At 60.0% G+C, this 18538-nt stretch carries 22 protein-coding genes; 11 read left to right on the forward strand and 11 right to left on the reverse strand.

The window, feature by feature from the left end:
* Positions 1–41: 41 nt before the first annotated feature.
* Complete coding sequence (locus tag O3S81_RS08640) at positions 42–233, forward strand: CsbD family protein (RefSeq protein WP_269342303.1); 192 nt, start codon at positions 42–44, stop codon at positions 231–233.
* Positions 234–394: 161 nt separating this feature from the next.
* On the forward strand, positions 395–1486 hold the full coding sequence (locus O3S81_RS08645) for a zinc-binding metallopeptidase family protein (protein ID WP_269342305.1): 1092 nt from the start codon (positions 395–397) through the stop codon (positions 1484–1486).
* A gap of 202 nt (positions 1487–1688) precedes the next feature.
* Here O3S81_RS08645 and O3S81_RS08650 read toward each other — a convergent pair whose 3' ends face one another.
* The 4 genes from O3S81_RS08650 to thrC all read right to left on the reverse strand — a co-directional run bounded on the left by O3S81_RS08650 (position 1689) and on the right by thrC (position 8011).
* Complete coding sequence (locus O3S81_RS08650) at positions 1689–4604, reverse strand: sensor domain-containing phosphodiesterase (protein WP_269342307.1); 2916 nt, start codon at positions 4602–4604, stop codon at positions 1689–1691.
* Complete coding sequence (locus O3S81_RS08655; protein WP_269342308.1) at positions 4601–5200, reverse strand: GNAT family N-acetyltransferase; 600 nt, start codon at positions 5198–5200, stop codon at positions 4601–4603. Before O3S81_RS08655 ends, O3S81_RS08650 begins: the two co-directional genes overlap by 4 nt.
* Positions 5201–5293: 93 nt before the next feature.
* The gene (locus O3S81_RS08660) at positions 5294–6592 is read right to left on the reverse strand and encodes a M16 family metallopeptidase (protein WP_269342310.1); all 1299 of its coding nucleotides are present in this window, start codon (positions 6590–6592) and stop codon (positions 5294–5296) included.
* Between the two features lie 21 nt (positions 6593–6613).
* On the reverse strand, positions 6614–8011 hold the full coding sequence (gene thrC, locus O3S81_RS08665) for a threonine synthase (protein WP_269342312.1): 1398 nt from the start codon (positions 8009–8011) through the stop codon (positions 6614–6616).
* Positions 8012–8275: 264 nt separating this feature from the next.
* Here thrC and O3S81_RS08670 point away from each other — a divergent pair, with 264 nt between their 5' ends.
* On the forward strand, positions 8276–8815 hold the full coding sequence (locus O3S81_RS08670) for a PilZ domain-containing protein (protein WP_331284190.1): 540 nt from the start codon (positions 8276–8278) through the stop codon (positions 8813–8815).
* Positions 8816–8881: 66 nt separating this feature from the next.
* On the opposite strand, the gene O3S81_RS08675 is transcribed toward O3S81_RS08670, so the two are convergent.
* The 3 genes from O3S81_RS08675 to O3S81_RS08685 form a co-directional block, all read right to left on the reverse strand.
* Entirely contained in the window at positions 8882–9196 is a 315-nt protein-coding gene (locus O3S81_RS08675) for a BrnA antitoxin family protein (protein WP_269342316.1), read from the reverse strand.
* Positions 9175–9453 (reverse strand): BrnT family toxin, encoded by a 279-nt coding sequence (locus tag O3S81_RS08680; RefSeq protein ID WP_269342318.1) that lies wholly within the window; start codon positions 9451–9453, stop codon positions 9175–9177. The genes O3S81_RS08675 and O3S81_RS08680 overlap by 22 nt, the downstream gene beginning before the upstream one ends.
* A gap of 71 nt (positions 9454–9524) precedes the next feature.
* Entirely contained in the window at positions 9525–10214 is a 690-nt protein-coding gene (locus O3S81_RS08685; RefSeq protein ID WP_269342320.1) for an HAD family hydrolase, read from the reverse strand.
* A 219-nt stretch (positions 10215–10433) separates the two neighbouring features.
* On the opposite strand from O3S81_RS08685, the gene O3S81_RS08690 reads away from it, so the two are divergent.
* Together O3S81_RS08690 and O3S81_RS08695 are read left to right on the forward strand one after the other, a co-directional pair.
* On the forward strand, positions 10434–11114 hold the full coding sequence (locus O3S81_RS08690; RefSeq protein WP_269342322.1) for a GntR family transcriptional regulator: 681 nt from the start codon (positions 10434–10436) through the stop codon (positions 11112–11114).
* Between the two features lie 45 nt (positions 11115–11159).
* Positions 11160–11633, forward strand: coding sequence for a DUF1284 domain-containing protein (locus O3S81_RS08695; protein ID WP_269342448.1), 474 nt, complete (start codon positions 11160–11162; stop codon positions 11631–11633).
* A 13-nt stretch (positions 11634–11646) separates the two neighbouring features.
* Here O3S81_RS08695 and O3S81_RS08700 read toward each other — a convergent pair whose 3' ends face one another.
* Positions 11647–12747, reverse strand: a complete 1101-nt coding sequence (locus O3S81_RS08700) for a hypothetical protein (RefSeq protein ID WP_269342324.1) — start codon at positions 12745–12747, stop codon at positions 11647–11649.
* A 235-nt stretch (positions 12748–12982) separates the two neighbouring features.
* Here O3S81_RS08700 and O3S81_RS08705 point away from each other — a divergent pair, with 235 nt between their 5' ends.
* Positions 12983–14128: a site-specific DNA-methyltransferase gene (locus tag O3S81_RS08705; RefSeq protein ID WP_269342326.1), complete on the forward strand. Its 1146-nt coding sequence runs from the start codon at positions 12983–12985 to the stop codon at positions 14126–14128.
* 191 nt (positions 14129–14319) lie between these two features.
* Here the strand turns inward: O3S81_RS08705 and O3S81_RS08710 are convergent, their stop codons facing one another.
* A complete protein-coding gene (locus tag O3S81_RS08710) occupies positions 14320–14514 on the reverse strand; it encodes a hypothetical protein (RefSeq protein ID WP_269342327.1) in 195 nt (64 codons plus the stop codon).
* On the opposite strand from O3S81_RS08710, the gene O3S81_RS08715 reads away from it, so the two are divergent.
* Positions 14504–14710 (forward strand): ribbon-helix-helix domain-containing protein, encoded by a 207-nt coding sequence (locus O3S81_RS08715; protein ID WP_269342328.1) that lies wholly within the window; start codon positions 14504–14506, stop codon positions 14708–14710. The genes O3S81_RS08710 and O3S81_RS08715 overlap by 11 nt on opposite strands.
* Positions 14658–14783: a type II toxin-antitoxin system RelE/ParE family toxin gene (locus tag O3S81_RS08720; RefSeq protein ID WP_269342330.1), complete on the forward strand. Its 126-nt coding sequence runs from the start codon at positions 14658–14660 to the stop codon at positions 14781–14783. The genes O3S81_RS08715 and O3S81_RS08720 overlap by 53 nt, the downstream gene beginning before the upstream one ends.
* Positions 14784–14816: 33 nt before the next feature.
* Here the strand turns inward: O3S81_RS08720 and O3S81_RS08725 are convergent, their stop codons facing one another.
* Positions 14817–15428 (reverse strand): HAD family hydrolase, encoded by a 612-nt coding sequence (locus O3S81_RS08725; RefSeq protein WP_269342331.1) that lies wholly within the window; start codon positions 15426–15428, stop codon positions 14817–14819.
* A complete protein-coding gene (gene mutY / locus O3S81_RS08730) occupies positions 15425–16537 on the reverse strand; it encodes an A/G-specific adenine glycosylase (RefSeq protein ID WP_269342450.1) in 1113 nt (370 codons plus the stop codon). Before mutY ends, O3S81_RS08725 begins: the two co-directional genes overlap by 4 nt.
* Before the next feature lie 125 nt (positions 16538–16662).
* Between mutY and O3S81_RS08735 the strand changes: the two genes are divergently transcribed.
* From O3S81_RS08735 to O3S81_RS08745, 3 genes are all read left to right on the forward strand, one after another.
* Positions 16663–17127, forward strand: a complete 465-nt coding sequence (locus O3S81_RS08735; protein ID WP_269342333.1) for a hypothetical protein — start codon at positions 16663–16665, stop codon at positions 17125–17127.
* 27 nt (positions 17128–17154) lie between these two features.
* A complete protein-coding gene (locus O3S81_RS08740; protein ID WP_269342334.1) occupies positions 17155–17676 on the forward strand; it encodes a DUF721 domain-containing protein in 522 nt (173 codons plus the stop codon).
* Positions 17677–17804: 128 nt separating this feature from the next.
* Positions 17805–18485, forward strand: a complete 681-nt coding sequence (locus O3S81_RS08745; RefSeq protein WP_072494057.1) for a DsbA family protein — start codon at positions 17805–17807, stop codon at positions 18483–18485.
* The last annotated feature ends 53 nt before the right edge of the window (positions 18486–18538 follow it).

Consider the following 18538-nt stretch of genomic DNA (forward strand, 5'->3'; position numbering starts at 1 on the left):
AAAGCCGGACAGACAGTACGGCTCAACTAGGGAGCAGTCATATGGGTAGCACATCCGACAAGATCGCCGGTAAAGCCAACGAAGTTGCTGGCAAGGTCAAGAAGAACATCGGCGAAGCGACGGGCAACAATGAATTGCGCGCCAAGGGTGCCGCCCAGGAAACCAAGGGCAAGGTTCAGACCTCCGTCGGCAAGGCAAAGGATGCCGTCAAGGGTGCCATCGACCGCATGTAATCCTGCATAAATTGATGCGCCTCTCCCACGGCAGGCGCATGGAGCGCATGTGTTATCGCACATGCGCTCTTGTCGTGTATGGGGCAGGGCGACCCGATCGTCACGTCGTCACGTCCGCATTTTATGTCTGCCTCCTCCCGATCATCGCAAGGGTTTCATCCATGAAGCTTTTCTCCTGCGCGTCCTGCGGCCAGCCGGTTCATTTCGACAATCGCTTCTGCGTCTCCTGCGGCCATCGTCTGGCCTTCGTGCCGGAACGGCTTGCCATGGAAGCGCTGGCGCCTGTGGGTGAACCGAACTGGCAGATCGTCGCGGAGCCGGAAAAACAGGTGCGGTTTTGTGCCAATGAGGTCAACGATATCTGCAACTGGTCGGTGCCTGCGGAAAGCGCCAGCGCCTTTTGCCCGGCCTGCAGCCACAATCGCCTGGTGCCTGACATTGCGACCGAGCAGGGGATTGCGCAATGGCGCCGCATCAGCCAGGCGCAGCGGCACCTGTTTTATTCGATCCTTCGCCTTGGCCTGCCGCATCCCAATCGGGATGCCGATCCGGCCGGCGGTCTCGTTTTCGACTTTCTGGTCGATGAGGTGGCGCCCGACGGTTCCGTCATACCCGCCATGACCGGCCATGATGAAGGCCTTATCGCCATCCGCGCGGCGGAAGCCGATGATGTGACGCGCGAGCAGGTGCGCGCCAACATGAACGAGCCCTATCGAACCATGCTCGGCCATTTCCGCCACGAGGTCGGTCATTTCATCTGGAACAAGCTGGTGCGGGACGAGAACCGGCTGGAGGCCTGCCGTGCCGTCTTCGGCGACGAGCGCGAGGACTATGACACGGCGCTGCAACGCAATTACGATGCCGGGCCGCGCCCGGACTGGCAGGAGAATTTCATCAGCTCCTATGCCTCGGTCCACCCCTGGGAGGATTTCGCCGAATGTTCCGCCCATTACCTGCATATCGTCGATACACTCGAGACCGCACGCGCCTTCGGTGTGGCGATCGATCCGGACGGACATGAGGAAATGGCGGCGGAGGTGACCTTCGACCCCTACAATGCCCGCAGCGCCGCACAGCTGGTCAAGGCCTGGATCCCGCTCAGCGTTGCCATCAACTCCATCCAGCGCAGCATGGGGGAGGCGGACCTCTATCCCTTCGTGCTGACGCCGCCGGTGGTGACGAAGATGGAATTCATTCACGACCTCCTGCATGGGAAGGTGGCGGCGGATGTGCCGCAGGCGGCAATGGGTTAGCGAATACGAGAGTTGATAGTCTGGGAAAGCGCGCGTCCCCATCTCCGTCATACCGGCCTTGAGCCGGTATCCAGCCAGCCCAAGTCTTTGGGCTGAAAAGACTCTTTCCGCCACGCAGACGCGCGTCGGCTGGATTCCGGCTCAAGGCCGGAATGACGGAAGTAATAGAGTGACCTTCTATTACTTCCCGCCTCAATACCCCTTACGAAGCCCGCTTCGTCGGCTGGAACCGTTCCCGCAGAAGCTTCAGCGCCGCATCGCCCGAGACGGGGGTGCCGAACAGGAAGCTCTGGCCGAAATGGCAGTTCATGCGCGACAGTTCCGCCGCATCCTCAGGTGTTTCGATGCCTTCCGCCACCACCTGCATGTCAAGCGCGCGCGCCATGGCGATGACGGAGCGCAAGAGCACGTTGCGCTTGTCGCTGGTATTGGCCACCAGCGCCTTGTCGAGCTTGATGGTGTCGAAGGGGAATCGGGTGAGATAGGCGAGCGACGAATAGCCGGTACCGAAATCATCCATGGCGAGACTGAGGCCGGTTTCCTTGAGTTTGGAAAGCACGAGCCTCGCCTGTTCCGGGTTTTCCATGACGACCGATTCCGTCAGTTCCAGCTTCAGCTGCTGCGGATTGCAACGTGTGCGGGTCAGCATGCTGCGCACGTCGTTGTACAATTCGTTGTTCAGCAATTGCGCGCTGGAAATATTGACGGAAATGAAGATCGGCATCTTCTCGATGGCGTGCTGCCAGTCCATCAGATCGGTCGCCGCCCGTTCCAGCGCGAACATGCCGAGCGGTTCGATCAGGCCGGAGGCCTCCGCAATCGGAATGAACTCGCTCGGCGGAATATTGCCGCGCTTGGGATGCTCCCAGCGCATCAGGGCCTCGAAACCGGCCAGTTCGCCATCGTCAAGCTTGACGATCGGCTGATAGGCCAGCGACAGTTCCTTGCGCTCGATGGCGCGGCGTAGGTCGCTTTCCATTTGCAGCCGGTCGGTGCCTGACGTGCGGAAGGCCGGGCGGAACGGCTCGACGCGATTGCCGCCGGCGCGCTTGGCGCGGTACATGGCCAGTTCCGCATCGCTGAGCAATCCGGCGGCACTTTCCTGCTGGTCGATCCACGAGACGAGGCCGATGGAGGCGGTGAGGATGATTTCGCGGTTAGCGAAATTGATCGGCACCATGATCGCCTTGTTCACCGCATCGGCGAAATCGGCGACACGCTGTGGATCGCGCTCGGATGTCAGGATCAGGCCGAATTCATCACCGCCGAGACGCGCCAGCGTATCCTGCGGTTTCAGCAGGCGGCGCAGGCGGCGGGTGAGCGCGATGAGGATATTGTCGCCGGCAGCAATGCCGAGTGTGTCATTGACCAGCTTGTAACGGTCGATATCGATCGCCATCACGGTTGGCCGCACACCCTCGCTGTCGGGAGAGAGGTTCAATATCGATTGCAGACGGTCGAGGAAGACCTGCCGGTTCGGAAGCCCGGTCAGATTGTCGTTCATCGCATCCTGCAACAGCCGCTCCACCGAATTCTTCTGTTCGGTGATATCGGTGATGGTGCCGACGCAGCGGATGATTTCGCCGTTGGAACCGAGAACCGGACGGGCGCGGATTTGCAGCCAGTGGAAATGACCATCCTCGGCGCGAATGCGGAATTCGTGGTTGAGGCGGCCCTTGCGATGGTCGAGCAGCACGTCGAGCGTTGCCTTGAAGCGGTCGCGGTCATCCGGGTGCAGGCGCGGCAACCAGTTGCGCGCGGCGCCATGCATGGTGCCGGGTTCCAGCCCCAGCCGGTTGGAAATGTCGGGCGTGGTGACAATGCGGTCACGCGTCACGTCCCAGTCCCAGACGGTATCGCCGCTGCCCGTCAGCGCCAGCGATTGCCGCTCGAGATCGGAGAACAGGCCCTGCTGATAGGCGCTGCCGGCAAAGGCATGCTGGATGACGGTGAAGCCGATCAGAAGCACGATCAGCACCAGCCCGCCGCCAAGTGCGGGCTGCACGATGTCGTTGTCCAGCTGTCCCGTCACCGTCAGCCAGCTGCCGAACAGCCAGACGAGGATCAACGCCCAGGAGGGCACGAGCAAAATCGCCCGGTCGTAACGGTTGAAACCGAGATAGATGATGAGCGCGATACCGGCCGTCGCCGTCAGCGCGAAGGAGACGCGGGCGATACCGGAGGCGACCGAAGGGTCGTAGATCGCAACGCCGAACAGCAGCGCCAGCCCCACCACCCAGGCAAAGGTCGCATAACCCAGATGCGCGTGCCATCGGTTGAGATTGAGATAGGTGAAGAGGAAGACCACGAAGCTGGAGGCGAGCGCCACTTCCGCGCCCGCCCTCCATATTCGCTGATCGCTGGATGTGACGGTGATGAGCTTTTCGAGAAAGCCGAAATCGACGCAGATATAGGCCAGCACCGCCCAGGCGAGCGCGGCCGATGCCGGCAGCACCGAGGTGCCCTTGACGACGAAGAGAATGGTCAAAAGCACGGCCAGCAGGCCGGCGATGCCGAGCACGATGCCGCGATAGAGCGTGAACGCGTTGATCGTGTCCTTGTAGGCTTCCGGTTCCCACAGATAGATCTGCGGCAGCTGCGGCGTGGAAAGCTCGGCGACGAAGGTGATGACGGAGCCGGGATTGAGCGTGATGCGGAAAACGTCGGCATCCGGGCTCGGCTGCCGGTCAAGCGCGAAGCCCTCGCTCGGGGTGATGGCCATGATGCGCTGCGAACCGAGATCGGGCCAGAACAGCTTGGAATTGACGAGGCGGAAATGCGGGGCGACGATGACGCGCTCCAGCTGCTCTTCGGAGACGTTGGCGAGCGCAAAGACCGCCCAGTCACCCTGATGATCGTTGGAACTGGCGCGCACTTCGATACGGCGGCGGATGCCGTCCGGGCCGGGCGCGGTCGAGACCTGAAAGGCTTCACCCTGATTGGCATAGATATCGGTCGTCGCGGTGAGATCGAGCGCCGTGTCGTCACGGGAAATCTTCACCGGCTCGAAAGCAAAGGAATGGGAAGCGAAAAGCAGAAACAGCAGGAAAAACGGCGCAGCCAGCGCGATTGCCGCCAGACGTTTCGCAAGGCAAGGCGCAGTGTGAGTGTAGGTCATGTATCGTACTTCGTTCCGCCGGAGCTTTGCTTGTCGGCAAGAAGGGAAAACATCATATGATCCCGCCATTGGCCATTGATTTTCAGATATTCCCGCAAGAGACCTTCCCGCTGGAACCCGGCATTTTCGAGAAGCCGGATGCTTTTGAAGTTTTCCGGAATACAGGCTGCCTCGATACGGTGCAACTGAAGTCCGTTAAAGATGTATGGTATTACCAATTTTAATGCGGCAGACATATGGCCTTGCGCGGCGTAGCGCTCGCCAATCCAGTAGCCGATCATACAGCTCTGCGCCGCACCCCGGCGGATGTAACCGATGGTGATGCCGCCGACCAAGAGCGTCTCCTTTTCGAAGAGCAGGAACGAGACGGCGGTGCCGGAGGAAAATTCCTGGCCGTTACGCACCACGCGCGTGCGGAAGGCGCCTTCCGTCAGCTCGTCCGGACGCCAGGTCGGTTCCCAGGGCTGGAGAAACTGCCGGCTTTCCGAGCGGAGCACATGCCATTGCTTGAAGTCGCCGTAACGCGGCAGTCTGAGAAGGTGATTGGCGCTGCGCAGTTCGGGCGTATCGTTATGTCGGGAAAGAAAACGCAGCATTCACGATCCCTGTGCGGCAGACATCGCCATCCGCGAACGGGATGGCGAAAAAGGTGAGCGGTCTTCGCCTTTAAATCCCGCCCTCATATCGGTTTATCCGTTCGCCTTTATCCTTGCGGGCTGCTGCGCGGAAAGCGCGGCAGTGATGTCTGAAAGCGGCGGCAGATGTTCGAGCGGGCCGATTGCAGACAATGTCGGAACTGTATCGAAAAACAGCCGGCCCGCAAGATCGGTCAGGCGTTCCCGTGTGATGTGTTCAAGGCGCTCCATCATCTCCTCATTGGGGATGGGGCGGCCGTAAAGCATCATCTGCCGGGCGATCTGGCCGGCGCGGGCGGCCGGGCTTTCCTGCCCCATCAGCAATTGCGCACGGATCTGCGCGCGGGCGCGGTCGATTTCTTCCTGATGGATGATCTGGGAAGACTTGCGCAATTCGTCAACGATGACGGGCATCAGTTCAGGCAGGTCGTTGCCGCCGGTCGCCGCATGCACGCCGAAAATGCCGGTATCGGAAAAACCCCAATGGAAGGCATAAACGGAATAACACAGGCCGCGCGCCTCACGCACTTCCTGGAAGAGGCGAGAGGACATGCCGCCGCCGAGAATATTGGCGAGAATCTGCGAACAGTAGAAATCGCGGGCGTGATAGGCCTTGCCTTCGAAACCGAGCAGCACCTGCGCATCCATGAGGTCGCGGGTCTCGCGGATTTCGCCGCCGGTATAGATTGCCTTTTCCATGACGGGCGGTGCCGCGGGCACGAGCGGCAGCGAAGCGAAACGCTCTTCCACCTGCTTCACGAAGCTTTCGTGATCGACCGCGCCGGCCGCGACGACGAAGATGCGGTCCGTCGTGTAATTGCGGGCAAGATAATGACGGATCTCGCCGCTGGTGAAGGATTGCACGGTTTCCGGCGTGCCGAGGATCGGCCGGCCGATCGTCTGGTCGCGATAGGCGACACCGGAGAAATTGTCGAAGATCACGTCGTCAGGCGTATCGGTCGCAGCGCCGATTTCCTGGAGGATGACGTTTTTCTCGCGCTCCAGCTCATCCTCGTCGAAGAGCGATTCCGTCAGGATATCGGCAAGGATATCGACGGCGAGCGGAACATGGTCCTTGAGGACGCGGGCATAATAGGAGGTCGTTTCCGTCGATGTCGCAGCGTTGACTTCGCCGCCGACATTCTCGATCTCCTCGGCGATCTGCCGGGCAGTGCGCCGCGCCGTGCCCTTGAACGCCATATGTTCGAGAAGATGGGCGATGCCGTGCTCGGCAGTCGTCTCGTTGCGGGAACCGGATTTGATCCACACCCCAAGAGCGACGCTTTCGAGATGTGGCATTCTTTCCGTAACAACGGTCAACCCGGACGAAAGCCGGGTCAAATTTACTCTCATACTCAACGTCTTTCCGCGTCTCTATTTGCCGGCGCGTGCATGTTTGCCGATGAAGGTTTCCACGGCTTTCAGTTCCGCATCCAGAATATCGAAACGCTCCTCCCGGTTCATAATGTCAGCTAACCATACTGGAAGCGCCGGGTCGATTGCGCAAGCGGATTTTACGGCGGCCGGGAATTTAGCCGGGTGGGCGGTCGACAGAACCACCATCGGGCTTCCCGCCTTTTCGTGCTTTTCCGCTACGAAAACACCGGTCGCCGTATGCGGATCGATGAGATAACCGGTCTTTTCCAGCGTGTCGCGAATGGTCGCCGCCACCTGCTTTTCGGTGGCGCGGCCGGCGCGGAAATCCTTCTTGATGAATTTCAGCGCGTGCGGCGGAATTTCAAATGCGCCAGACTGCTTCAGGCCATCCATCGATGCCTTCACCGCGGCGGAATCGCGGTCATAGGCTTCAAACAGCAGGCGCTCGAAGTTGGACGAGATCTGGATGTCCATCGAAGGCGAGGTGGTGGGCTTGACGCCGCGCATCTCGTAACGGCCGGTCTTCAGCGTACGCGCCAGAATGTCGTTGTCATTGGTGGCGATGATGAGCTTGTCGATCGGCAGGCCCATCTTCTTGGCGACGTAACCTGCGAAAATATCGCCGAAATTGCCGGTCGGAACGGTGAAGGAAATCTTCCGGTCAGGGCCGCCCAGCGAAAGCGAGGCGGTGAAATAATAGACCACCTGCGCCATGATGCGCGCCCAGTTGATGGAGTTGACGCCGGAAAGCTTCACGCCGTCGCGGAACTTCACGTCGTTGAACATCTCCTTCACCAGCGTCTGGCAATCGTCGAAATTGCCGTTGATCGCCAGCGCATGCACGTTGGAAGCCGTCGAGGTCGTCATCTGGCGCTGCTGCACCGGGGAGACCTTGCCGTTCGGGAAGAGGATGAAGATATCGGTGCGCTCACGCCCGGCAAAGGCGTCGATCGCAGCGCCACCGGTGTCACCCGAAGTGGCGCCCACGATGGTGGCGCGCTCGCCACGCTGGGTAAGCGTGTAATCCATCAGGCGGGCGAGAAGCTGCATCGCCACATCCTTGAAGGCGAGCGTGGTGCCGTGGAAAAGCTCGAGAACGAAGGTATTCGGGCCGGTCTGGACCAGCGGGACGACGGCCGGATGGCGGAAGGTCGCATAGGCGTCGTCGATCATCGCCTTGAACTTGTCGGCCGGAATTTCGCCGCCGGTGAAACGGTAGAGGACCTCGAAGGCGACGTCCTGGTAGGACTTGCCGCGCAGGTTGCGGATTTCCTTCTTCGACATGGAAGGCCATTTGCGCGGAACATAAAGCCCGCCGTCACGGCCAAGGCCCGCCAGAAGCGCGTCGCAAAAACCAAGCGAAGGGGCCGCACCCCTGGTCGATACATATTCCACGAGATAGTCCCTTATCCGTTGCCGGTGTGATCGGCATCTTTTGCGCAGCGTCTCGCCGGAATGAGGCGATTGGGCAGCTAATGAAGGGCTTTTCTGAAAATTCAAGCAAAACCGAACATGCCAATCGATTTTTTCCGGCGTCGCTGCTATAGACCATCGCCAACCTGGGTGAAAGGTCAATAAACAGCGTCTCCGGTTCTGTTCCGGGACAATGGAGAGGGAATTAGAAGAGTGTCAGGGAATTTCTTGCGTTTGTCCGCCGCGATGTCGCTTCTGGCCGTTGTTGCAGGATGCAATTCCTCCAACCCGTCGGACTCGCTTGCCGTCAACCCGCCAACAGCGCAGGCTGCGCCGACGGCTGCCGTGGTGCAGGCCAACTGCCCGGCTGTGACGGTTCTCGACGCCAGTGCCGTTCACCGCGTCTACACCGGTGGCGCCAAGGACGATCCGCAGAAGCTCGCCTATCAGGTCTCGCTGTCCGATACCACGCGCTCCTGCACCGCCAATGAATCGACGCTCACCGTAAACGTGCTGGCCCAGGGCCGCCTCGTTCCCGGCCCGATGGCCAAGCCCGGCCGCGTCACCGTGCCGATCCGCGTGACGGTGAAGGATGGCGATGGCGAGATTTACGGCGAAACGACCAATTTCGCCATCGATGTCCCCGCAGGCGGGGCCGGCACGCAGTTCATCTTCAACAACGACCACGTCGCCATCCCCAACGGACCGGGCGGCGCACCGAAATCGGTCAGCGTCTATATCGGTTTTGCCGAGCAGGGCGCGAAGGCGAAGACCAAGCGCCGGTGATCTGACGGGCAAAAAGCGAAGCCGGAGGCTGCTTGGCAGGCTCCGGCCTTAAATGGAATGGCGCTTTTAGATTCCGGCAGCCTTGCGCAAAGCGTCATTGATGCGGCTCTGCCACCCTCTGCCGCCCTCGCGAAAACGCTCCAGCACGTCCTCATCAAGGCGTAAAGTTACCTGTTTTTTTGGCTTTTCCAACGCCGGGCGGCCACGCGACTTACGAAACTCGTCAATGGCCTCGAAAAAGGCGGGAGGCAGAACCTCTCGGGCAGGACGCGCATTAGCGAGTTCCTCATCGGTCATTTCCGGGAAATCGACAGCGTCCCAATCCGCTTCGGTATAGCCGCGTCCGGGTTTGAATTTTTTTAGTTTTGCAACTTTGGCCATGGCAACCTCCTTCTTTCCCTGGAACTTGCCCGTCGGAAGCTGATGATGGATATCGCTTCTGTTCCGACAGTCGCAAAAACGACAGCCATAGTCCCGTTCCGAAAATATCCAATCGCTTTGAAGCGCGAACTTCCAGGTCCGGTCAGGCTTTTCTCGATGATGGCGTTATCCCAGTCAAAGCCATCGATATCCGCAAAGTCGAAACCGTGCTTCTCGATATTGGCGAGCCTCTTGGGCTCGTCCCATATGATTTTCATGAATTAATGTAGCTACATTTATTAAAATATCAATGCAGCAAGTCAGATCACGAAAGAAGCGCTTTCACAACTCAAAAAGCGCCTTCCCACTCCGCCATCGCCGCAATCACCGCCGGCAGGTCCTGCATGCGCGAGATCACCGTTTCGGCGCCGGCATCCGTCAGTCGGTCGGCGTGGCTCGGATAGGTGTGGGATGCGCCGGTAAAGCCGATGACCCGCATGCCGGCGGCTTTCGCGCCATGGATGCCGTGCACGGAATCCTCGACCACGACCACGCGGTCGGGAGAAACACCGAATTGCGCCGCACCATGCAGAAAGATATCGGGCTTCGGCTTCACGCGGTCGGGGCCAAGGTCCTTGGCGGAATAGATATGCGGCGCGAAATAGGGCTTCAGGCCCACCTTCGTCAGCATCATGTCGAGGCGGTGACTGGAGGAGTTGGAGCAGATGCAGCGCGGCGTCGTCAGGCGCGAGAGCGCGAATTTGACGCCCTCGATGATCTTCACATCGCGTTCCAGCCGCATGTCGAGCAGTTTTTCCGATTTGTCGAGCAGCGAGGCGGAAAGCGGAATGCTCGCTTCGTTTTCCACCTGCAGGAGAATGTTCTTCCAGGTCATGCCGGCGAAACGCTCGCCCATTTCCTCGACGGAGATCGGATAACCGGCCTCGGTCAAAAGGCGGGATTCCACCTGCGCCGCGATGATTTCGGAATCGACCAGAACGCCGTCGCAGTCGAAAATAATGAGGTCGAAGCCGCTCATGGGCGCTCCCGTATCGGATTTGTTTGGAAGAAATGATGCCGGGCTTTTAGACCATGTCCGCGCCAAGCTCAACCGGCTCACCCGCAAGGGTCGGTCCCGCCCGGCTCATAGCTTGGCGGGAATGCGGCAAGCAAGCCGGGCTTCCAATATTCGGCTTTGCGTATATGGAGGGCGTAAAAACCGCTACACACAGTTGCGCCATATGCGTTATGGGATGTTATGCCCAAGACAGTGAAAAACACGCCTGAAGACACCATTGCCGCACGCATCAGCCGCACGCTGGCCGACCGCATCGTTCGCGGCGAGCTGTCGCCGGGCGAACGTCTTCGGCAGGATCATATCGCCGCCGAATTTGGCGCCTCGCATGTGCCGGTGCGCGAGGCCTTCCGCCGGCTGGAAGCGCAGGGTCTGGCCGCCAGCATTCCGCGCCGGGGTGTGAGGGTCGCGGATTTCGGTCTCGATGACGTGCGTGAAGTGGCGGAAATGCGCGCAGCCCTCGAGGTGCTGGCGCTGCGCCACGCCATTCCCAACATGACACCCGCCATTCTCGATCAGGCGGAGGCTGCGACGCTCGAAGGCGATAGCGCCGTCGATGTGCAGCATTGGGAGGAGGCCAATCGTCGTTTCCACCGCCTCATCACCGCACCCTGCAACATGCCGCGCCTGATGGAGGCGATCGACGGCCTGCATGCGGCGAGCGCCCGTTTCCTGTTTTCCGCCTGGCGGGCCGGCTGGGAACGCCGCACTGATACCGATCACCGCGCCATCATCGATGCGCTGCGCGGCGGCCGCGCCGAGGAGGCGGTGCGCATTCTTGACGGACATGTGCAATGGATCGGCCGTAAGGCGATCCGCACCTCGTCCGGCTCGGTGCGTGACACCTTCGCCATCGTCGGATAGGGCGGCCCCGTGACCGTCCGCCTGCGGCCCCACCACCTTCTCTGCATGCTGACCTATATCGGCAAGGGCTACACATCAGGCTTCGTGGAAAATTACGACCGTGTCGCCGCCCGGCTGAATGCGGGCGAAGATATCGAACTGGTGGAAGGGGCGGACGACATCTGCGAAGGCCTGCTCTGCGAAAGCCATGCGCACTGTTTCAACGAAGGCGTGGTGCAGCGGGACGAGACGGCCCGTCTCTCGGTTTCGGCGCTTCTGGGCGAAACGCTGATCGCGGGCAAAAGGCTGCAGGCGACGCCGGATTTTCTCGCGAAAATGCGCGCGGCTTTCGCTGCCGGAGACATCCGGCAGGCCTGTCGCGGCTGTCAGTGGATCAGGCTTTGCGATCGCATCGCGGCCTCGGGTTTTGCCGGCGTGAAAATCGGTACGCCGTTACAGGTCGTGCCGAAGGATGCGACGCGTCCTTCGATGCACCCGATGCTCAGGCCCAAATATGGGCCGTCGGGCCGGAAATTGTGACGCCCCAACGCGACTACTCCGCCACAGTCGTCTCGGTCCGCTCCGCCGCCTTGACGGTCGCCCTGATCTCCTTCGGGTCGAGGCCGGATTTCTTGTCGTAGCTTACCTTCACCGAATAATCGCCGGGATGCAGGGTCTCCTGATGTTTCGTGCCGTAACGGCCGGAAATCTCCTTCTGCGTGCCCTGAATATCCCTGGTCGTTTCAACGATATCGATCCGTTCAGCACCAGGGGCTGTGATTGCGAGAACGCCCGCATCGAGATCGACGGTGATTTCCGTGCGTTTTCCGGCCGTCACGGTGAAAGGCTGTTCCACCGTCACCTTGCCGAGACGGGCGCGCATGACGAAATCCCCGGCCGGCATTTCCATCATCTTACCGGTGCCGTAAATGCCGTTGATGGTCTCGCGCGTGCCATCCAGCGTTTCCTTGGCCGACATGGCCTCGAAGCGGATATCATCCGTTTCGACGGCCCTGCCGCCTTCCGCATAAACCGCCTTGGCGACGACCACCCCGCTCGGAATGACCAGTTCGTGGCTGATCTTCTCGCCGGCCTTGATGGCAAGGGTTTCCTCAGCCCGCGCCGGGCCTATGCTGCCGGTAAGGGTGATCTCGCCCGCCGGCACGAAGACGGTATTCTGGCCGTAGACACTGTCCTTGAAATCGCCCCTGGTGATTTCGGTTTTCGCCTGCGTTTCCACATCGCCGCCCGCGCTGCGTTTCGGCACGACAGTCAGTTCCGCCGCGTCGAAATTCACCTTCGGCCGCGCGATGCTTCCCTCCTTTACCTCGAAGGGCACTTCGCGGGTCACATTACCGAGTGCCGCCACGCCGACATATTTGCCAGTCGGCAGCTTCGCCTCGAAGGTCGCGTCATAGGAGCCGCCGGCATTCACGTCGGTGCGCGCGCCGGTCCGGTCGGCCTTGTAGAAATCCCATCGCACCCTGCCGCTATTGCCGAGCGAGGGGCCGCCATCGAACAGCACCGCGTCGGTGACGACGTTATATTGCGGGGCCGGTTCCTGCGCCTGCGACAGCGCTGGCAGCGCCGTTGCGAAAAGAGCGGCGCAAACGACATTCATGGAAAAAGAAGCCATTTTCATCACGGACCCCATTGCGGATTCCCCCCTGCCAGACCGGTCCTCCCTGAGCCCGGAACAGGCGGAACTGGAGAACCCATTGTGCACAACGTTTTTGCCGCACTTCGGGTTCCCCGCCTGGCGCCGTAAATCGCGCCTGCGCGTTGCAACAGCCATTTATTTCGCATTTTCCGTGACTTGTTCAGGCTTTGATAACCATCTTCGGTAACCATAAGCATCAGTAGAGAGTAAGCGTATGGAGCGAGTACCAATGGCAGCAGTTTTTCCGCTGGCCGATTTTCGGCGTGCCGGTTTTGATCGTGCGGGCGAGAGCGACGCCTGGAAAGACAGCATCATCAAAGGTGATTGTGTCGCTGCCTTGGATGCCCTCCCGAGCCAGTCGGTGGATGCGATTTTCGCCGATCCGCCCTATAATCTCCAGCTTGGCGGCACGTTGCACCGGCCCGATCAGTCGCTGGTCGATGCCGTCGACGACGAATGGGACCAGTTCGCCTCCTTCGAAGCTTACGATGCCTTCACCCGCGCCTGGCTGCTTGCCTGCCGCCGGGTGCTGAAGCCCAATGGCACCATCTGGGTCATCGGCTCCTATCACAATATCTTCCGCGTCGGCGCCATGCTCCAGAACCTCGATTTCTGGATCTTGAACGATATCGTCTGGCGCAAGACCAACCCCATGCCCAATTTCAAGGGTCGCCGTTTCCAGAACGCCCATGAGACCATGATCTGGGCGAGCCGCGATCCGAAAGCCAAGAACTACACCTTCAACTACGATGCGCTGAAGGCCTCCAACGACGATGTGCAGATGCGCTCGGACTGGCTGTTCCCGATCTGCAGCGGCCACGAACGCTTGAAGGGCGACGACGGCAAGAAGGTGCATCCCACCCAGAAGCCGGAAGCTTTGCTCGCACGCATCATCATGGCCTCCACCAAGCCGGGCGATATCGTGCTTGACCCGTTCTTCGGTTCCGGCACCACGGGTGCCGTTGCAAAACGCCTCGGCCGCCACTTCGTCGGCATCGAGCGCGAACAGGATTACATCGACGCGGCATCCGCCCGCATCGCCGCCGTCGAGCCACTCGGCAAGGCGGAACTGACCGTCATGACCGGCAAGAAGGCCGAACCGCGAGTCGCCTTCAACACGCTGGTGGAAAGCGGCCTCGTCCGCCCCGGCCAGGTACTGACGGATGTAAGACGCCGTTATAGTGCCATTATTCGTGCCGATGGTACCCTTGCATCCGGCGGGACTGCCGGCTCCATTCACCGCCTCGGTGCGAAGGTGCAGGGTCTCGATGCATGCAACGGATGGACATTCTGGCATTTCGAGGATGGCGACGACCTGAAGCCGATCGATGATCTCAGAACCATCATCCGCAGTGAAATGGCAAAGGCCGAATAGTCGAGAGCCGTGAAGGCTGGAGACGGACGATCCACCGCCCGCCCTTGTCAGAATACGTCTCTGTCCGGTTTAGTACCTTCAGTCCCGGATGGAGAACGACCAACGCCCGGCACCTCGGTGTCGGGCGTTGGTATTTTCGAATATATAATTTTAGTTAGACAAGTTTCGCGCAAGAGACGGCCAGTACTGTCTCAATCAAAGCAGTGGTTGTGAAAATCCGGTTCGGAAGGCTCACAAAAACATTGCGTCCGATGCCGCTTGCGGCAGGACTGGCGCAGGCCGGAGACCGCCATTTCCGCCTGCGCCAATTTCTTTTCCCGATCTGTTTTGACAAACTTTGCCAAATTCTGCGCCCTGTCTTCAACGGAGATACAGATGGCGACCATGAATATATCGTTGCCTGGCCCGATGAAGGAATGGGTCGAGGCCCAGTCGAAAACAGGCCGTTACTCCAACGCCAGCGACTATGTGCGCGATCTTATTCGCAGGGACCAGGAGCGGGGCGCGAATGGCGTGCGAATGGGACGAATTGCTGCCGCCGCTGCGCATTCGTCGCTTCAGGGCGCATCTGGTTGTCTATAGGATCGACGCGAACGACGAAGTGTTCATCGTCCGCGTGCGCCATGGACATGAGGACTGGGTGAATGAACCCTAATCCTTGACATGAAGTGATATCAGGGTCGGTATCCTACACCTCCACCCCATAATCCCGCAGATCCTGCTTCAGCTTTTCCGCGCCGGTGAACTGCACCGCCTGCCAGCCTGCCGCCTTTGCGCCTTCGACATTGATGAGCGTATCATCGATGAAGAGGGTGGCTGCGGGGTTGAGGCCGAAGTCGCGGGCGTGCAGCTCGTAAATGGCCACGTCCGGCTTGATGAGCTTGATGTCGCCGGAAACGGTGACGCCGCGCGGCAAGGTGAGGAACGGGAACATCTTCTGGGCCTCGCGGAAGGTGTCGGAGGCGAAGTTGGTCAGCATGGTCACATCGTGGCCGCTGTCGATCAGGCCAACCATGATTGCGACGCTGTCGTCATAGGAATGCGAGACCATCTCGTGCCAGAACTTGCGGAAGAAGCGGATGTGTTCTTCCCTCTCCGGGAACTTCTCCACCAGCAGCGCCTCGGCATCTTCCCAGCGGCGGCCGCGATCCTGTTCGAGGTTCCAGTCATGGGTGCAGACATTCTCGAAAAACCACTTGCGCTCGTCGGCATCGGGAATGAGGCGGCTATAGGGAATATGCGGATCGTAGTGGATCAGCACCTTGCCGATGTCGAATACGATATGGTCAATCTTGGTCATCGAACTTTCCTGCTTTTATCGAATGCGGATGGAATAGCCTCTGCAATGACTTTTTTCATCACCGTTGGCAGCGCCTGCGCGTCAAGATTTGTAACCGGCTCCCACCATCCGTCATCAGGGCCGGTTTGAAGGCTATCCGGAACCTGCGCGCGATAGACGGTGAGCCGTAGTTCGAAATGGGTGAAGACATGCACGATGACGCCCGCCGCCTGCCAGCCGGCAGCAAAGGGCGCGTGGCTTGCATCCGTGCCGCCATCCATGCGCGCGGTCCATGCCGTTGTCGGCACCTCGGTCATGCCACCCAGAAGCCCGCTCTCGATGCGTCGCCTGAGCAGAATCTCGCCCTCTGTATTCACCGCCACGAAGGCGGCGCCGAGCCGCACGGGCTTTGCCTTTTTGGCGGCCTTGACCGGAAAACGCTCCGGCTCGTCATGGGCAAGCGCAAGACAGGCGCCATTGAAGGGACAGAGCGCGCAGGCCGGCCGTTTCGGCGTGCAGATCGTCGCGCCGAGATCCATCATCGCCTGGGCAAAATCGCCGGGGCGATCAGAAGGCGTAAGCTCGGTCACCTTCGCTTTCATGGCGGGCTTTGAGCCGGGCAGGGGAGCGTCGATGGAAAAGAGACGGGAGATGACGCGCTCCACATTGCCGTCCATCACCGCCGCCCGCCGGTTAAAGGCGATGGCCGCGACGGCTGCGGCGGTATAATCGCCGATGCCGGGCAGTTCCTTCAGGCCCTCTTCACTGTCCGGAAAGGTGCTGCCATGGTCGCGCGCCACGGCTTCCGCGCATTTTTTAAGATTGCGGGCGCGGGCATAATAACCGAGCCCCGCCCAGGCGGCCATGACATCCTCGACCGGCGCCGCTGCCAGATCGCTGACGCGCGGCCAGGCGGCAAGGAACTTCAGGAAATAGGGTTTTACCGCCTGCACCGTCGTCTGCTGCAGCATCACTTCGGAGAGCCAGACGTGATAGGGATCGGCGCGTTTTCCCTGTGCCGCCATGGATGGCGAGGTGCGCCATGGCAATTCGCGATGGTGCCGGTCGTACCATGCGAGAAGTTGTTCCGCCGTCGGATGTGATGTTTGTTGTCGCGCATACGTGTTCATCGCCGCTGAACATAGAGACGACGCGGCAATCTGCAACAGCAGCCTGCCGCTGCAACGTGGAAAACCCTGTCCGGCAATGAACGCCACGACAATCGCAACCTGATCCGATTTAGGAGGAAGAGCCCATGCTGAATGCGCTGCAGGATAATATACCGCAACCGTTCCTTTATGTTGTCGGGGTTCTCTCGGCCCTTTGCCTGATCGGAAACCTGTTGAACCATATTGGCCGGCTGTATTTCGGTCGGCAAAACAGCGTGGCGTTTGTGGTCTCCCGCCTGATCGGGGAAGTCCGTGAACTGGAAAAGATGAGAGGCAAACCCTCCCGCCGGTTTCGAATTCTCGAATCCGGTTTCTGGGCGATTTTCTGCCATGGCCTGTGGATATACCTCTCCGTCGTGCTGATCTGCATGTTGGTGATTGCCGCTATCTCGGATAAGCCGGGAACAGGGCATCTGAAGATTTTGGCCGGCGGATATTTCCTCTTTGGATGTTTGGTGGCGAGAATGATACGCTTGGGTGCCTGCCGGGACTGGCGACGATTCCGCACATTGTTGCGCGGTGAAGAAGATGACGATGGCGCGACCGCTTGAGGTCGCTTGGCCTCTGTCGAGGAGAGCATGAAGAAACCCGCAGATTCATTTCGCAAAGGCGTCGTCCAGATCGCCGAAGTCGCCAATGGCATCATGGACCCCGTTCTGTCGAAGCGGGCGGGCATCAACACGGCGCTGCTCGGCTCCTGGGACGAGATTGCCGGCGACGATTTTGCCGATTGCACGCGGCCGGAAAAGATCACCTGGCCGCGCCGCGACGAAGGCCCGGATCGCGGCGGTTATCAGCCCGGCGTGCTGACGATCGCCTGCGAAGGCGCGCGCGCCCTGTTCCTCACCCATGCACAGGGTGAACTTATCGCCCGCATCAATGGCTTCTTCGGCTTTCCGGCGGTGCGCCAGATCAGGATCGTGCAGAAACCGGTGTCGCAGACCATCAACCGCCGGCGCAAACCGCAGCCCCTGCGTGGCGATGCGGCAAAACGTCTCGATGACATGATGGAAGGCATCGAGAGCGAGGCATTGCGCAAGGCGGTGGAACGACTTGGCACGGCGGTCTTGCAGAAGAAGCCGCGTGGCCGAACGATTTGATCGGTGCGGTTGTCCTTGACTGGTCACAATTCTTTGACAAGAAGAGACCAAAACCCCGCTTGTGATGAACAGGCCGTCGCTATATCGGAATCAACGGACAATAGAGTCTATTACCAACAGGTGCTTTCATGCATTTTCCCGAACTGACCATTTCCCGTCGCAGCCTTCTCGGCGGTGTTGCCCTCGCTGCCGTTGCCACGGCCCTGCCGTTTGCCTTCACGCCCGGTATTGCCGAGGCGCAGGAACTGCCTGAATCCACCGGTGATGTGGACATGGCTGCGGTGATGAAGCCCGGCCCGCTGCCGGAAGCCGCACTCGGCGATGCCAACGCACCCGTCAAGATCGTCGAATATATGTCGATGACCTGCCCGCACTGCGCCAACTTCCACAACAAGACCTTCGAAGAAATCAAGAAGAAGTACATCGATACCGGCAAGGTCTATTTCGTGCTGCGCGAATTCCCGTTCGATCCGCGCGCCGCTGCTGCCTTCATGCTGGCACGCTGTGCACCGGAAGGTCAGTATTTCCCCTTCGTTTCCATGCTGTTCAAGCAGCAGCAGAGCTGGGCTGTAGCCCAGGATGCGCGCGCCGCCCTGCTGCAAATGTCGAAAATGGCCGGTTTCTCACAGGAGTCTTTCGAGGCCTGCTTGACGAACCAGAAACTTCTGGATGATGTGAACGCAACCATGCAACGCGGTGCGACGGAATTCGGCGTCAACTCCACGCCGACTTTCATCATCAACGGCAAGAAATACGCAGGAGACATGTCGGTTGAAACCATGTCGGCTGTCATCGACAAGCTGCTCTGATCACCGAAGCCTTCAGAAAGCGGGCGGCGGATATTTCCGCACGCCCGTTTTTT

It is taken from the genome of Agrobacterium sp. SOY23 (assembly GCF_027212525.1).
Lineage (GTDB): Bacteria > Pseudomonadota > Alphaproteobacteria > Rhizobiales > Rhizobiaceae > Agrobacterium > Agrobacterium tumefaciens_I.

Coding starts and splice junctions, on each gene's coding strand:
- O3S81_RS08640 (WP_269342303.1), top strand. CDS start 42: ATGGGTAGCACATCCGACAAGATCGCCGGTAAAGCCAACGAAGTTGCT.
- O3S81_RS08645 (WP_269342305.1), top strand. CDS start 395: ATGAAGCTTTTCTCCTGCGCGTCCTGCGGCCAGCCGGTTCATTTCGAC.
- O3S81_RS08650 (WP_269342307.1), bottom strand. CDS start 4,604: ATGACCTACACTCACACTGCGCCTTGCCTTGCGAAACGTCTGGCGGCA.
- O3S81_RS08655 (WP_269342308.1), bottom strand. CDS start 5,200: ATGCTGCGTTTTCTTTCCCGACATAACGATACGCCCGAACTGCGCAGC.
- O3S81_RS08660 (WP_269342310.1), bottom strand. CDS start 6,592: ATGAGAGTAAATTTGACCCGGCTTTCGTCCGGGTTGACCGTTGTTACG.
- O3S81_RS08670 (WP_331284190.1), top strand. CDS start 8,276: ATGTCGCTTCTGGCCGTTGTTGCAGGATGCAATTCCTCCAACCCGTCG.
- O3S81_RS08675 (WP_269342316.1), bottom strand. CDS start 9,196: ATGGCCAAAGTTGCAAAACTAAAAAAATTCAAACCCGGACGCGGCTAT.
- O3S81_RS08680 (WP_269342318.1), bottom strand. CDS start 9,453: ATGAAAATCATATGGGACGAGCCCAAGAGGCTCGCCAATATCGAGAAG.
- O3S81_RS08685 (WP_269342320.1), bottom strand. CDS start 10,214: ATGAGCGGCTTCGACCTCATTATTTTCGACTGCGACGGCGTTCTGGTC.
- O3S81_RS08690 (WP_269342322.1), top strand. CDS start 10,434: ATGCCCAAGACAGTGAAAAACACGCCTGAAGACACCATTGCCGCACGC.
- O3S81_RS08695 (WP_269342448.1), top strand. CDS start 11,160: ATGCTGACCTATATCGGCAAGGGCTACACATCAGGCTTCGTGGAAAAT.
- O3S81_RS08700 (WP_269342324.1), bottom strand. CDS start 12,747: ATGGGGTCCGTGATGAAAATGGCTTCTTTTTCCATGAATGTCGTTTGC.
- O3S81_RS08705 (WP_269342326.1), top strand. CDS start 12,983: ATGGCAGCAGTTTTTCCGCTGGCCGATTTTCGGCGTGCCGGTTTTGAT.
- O3S81_RS08715 (WP_269342328.1), top strand. CDS start 14,504: ATGGCGACCATGAATATATCGTTGCCTGGCCCGATGAAGGAATGGGTC.
- O3S81_RS08710 (WP_269342327.1), bottom strand. CDS start 14,514: ATGGTCGCCATCTGTATCTCCGTTGAAGACAGGGCGCAGAATTTGGCA.
- O3S81_RS08725 (WP_269342331.1), bottom strand. CDS start 15,428: ATGACCAAGATTGACCATATCGTATTCGACATCGGCAAGGTGCTGATC.
- mutY (WP_269342450.1), bottom strand. CDS start 16,537: ATGAACACGTATGCGCGACAACAAACATCACATCCGACGGCGGAACAA.
- O3S81_RS08735 (WP_269342333.1), top strand. CDS start 16,663: ATGCTGAATGCGCTGCAGGATAATATACCGCAACCGTTCCTTTATGTT.
- O3S81_RS08740 (WP_269342334.1), top strand. CDS start 17,155: ATGAAGAAACCCGCAGATTCATTTCGCAAAGGCGTCGTCCAGATCGCC.
- O3S81_RS08745 (WP_072494057.1), top strand. CDS start 17,805: ATGCATTTTCCCGAACTGACCATTTCCCGTCGCAGCCTTCTCGGCGGT.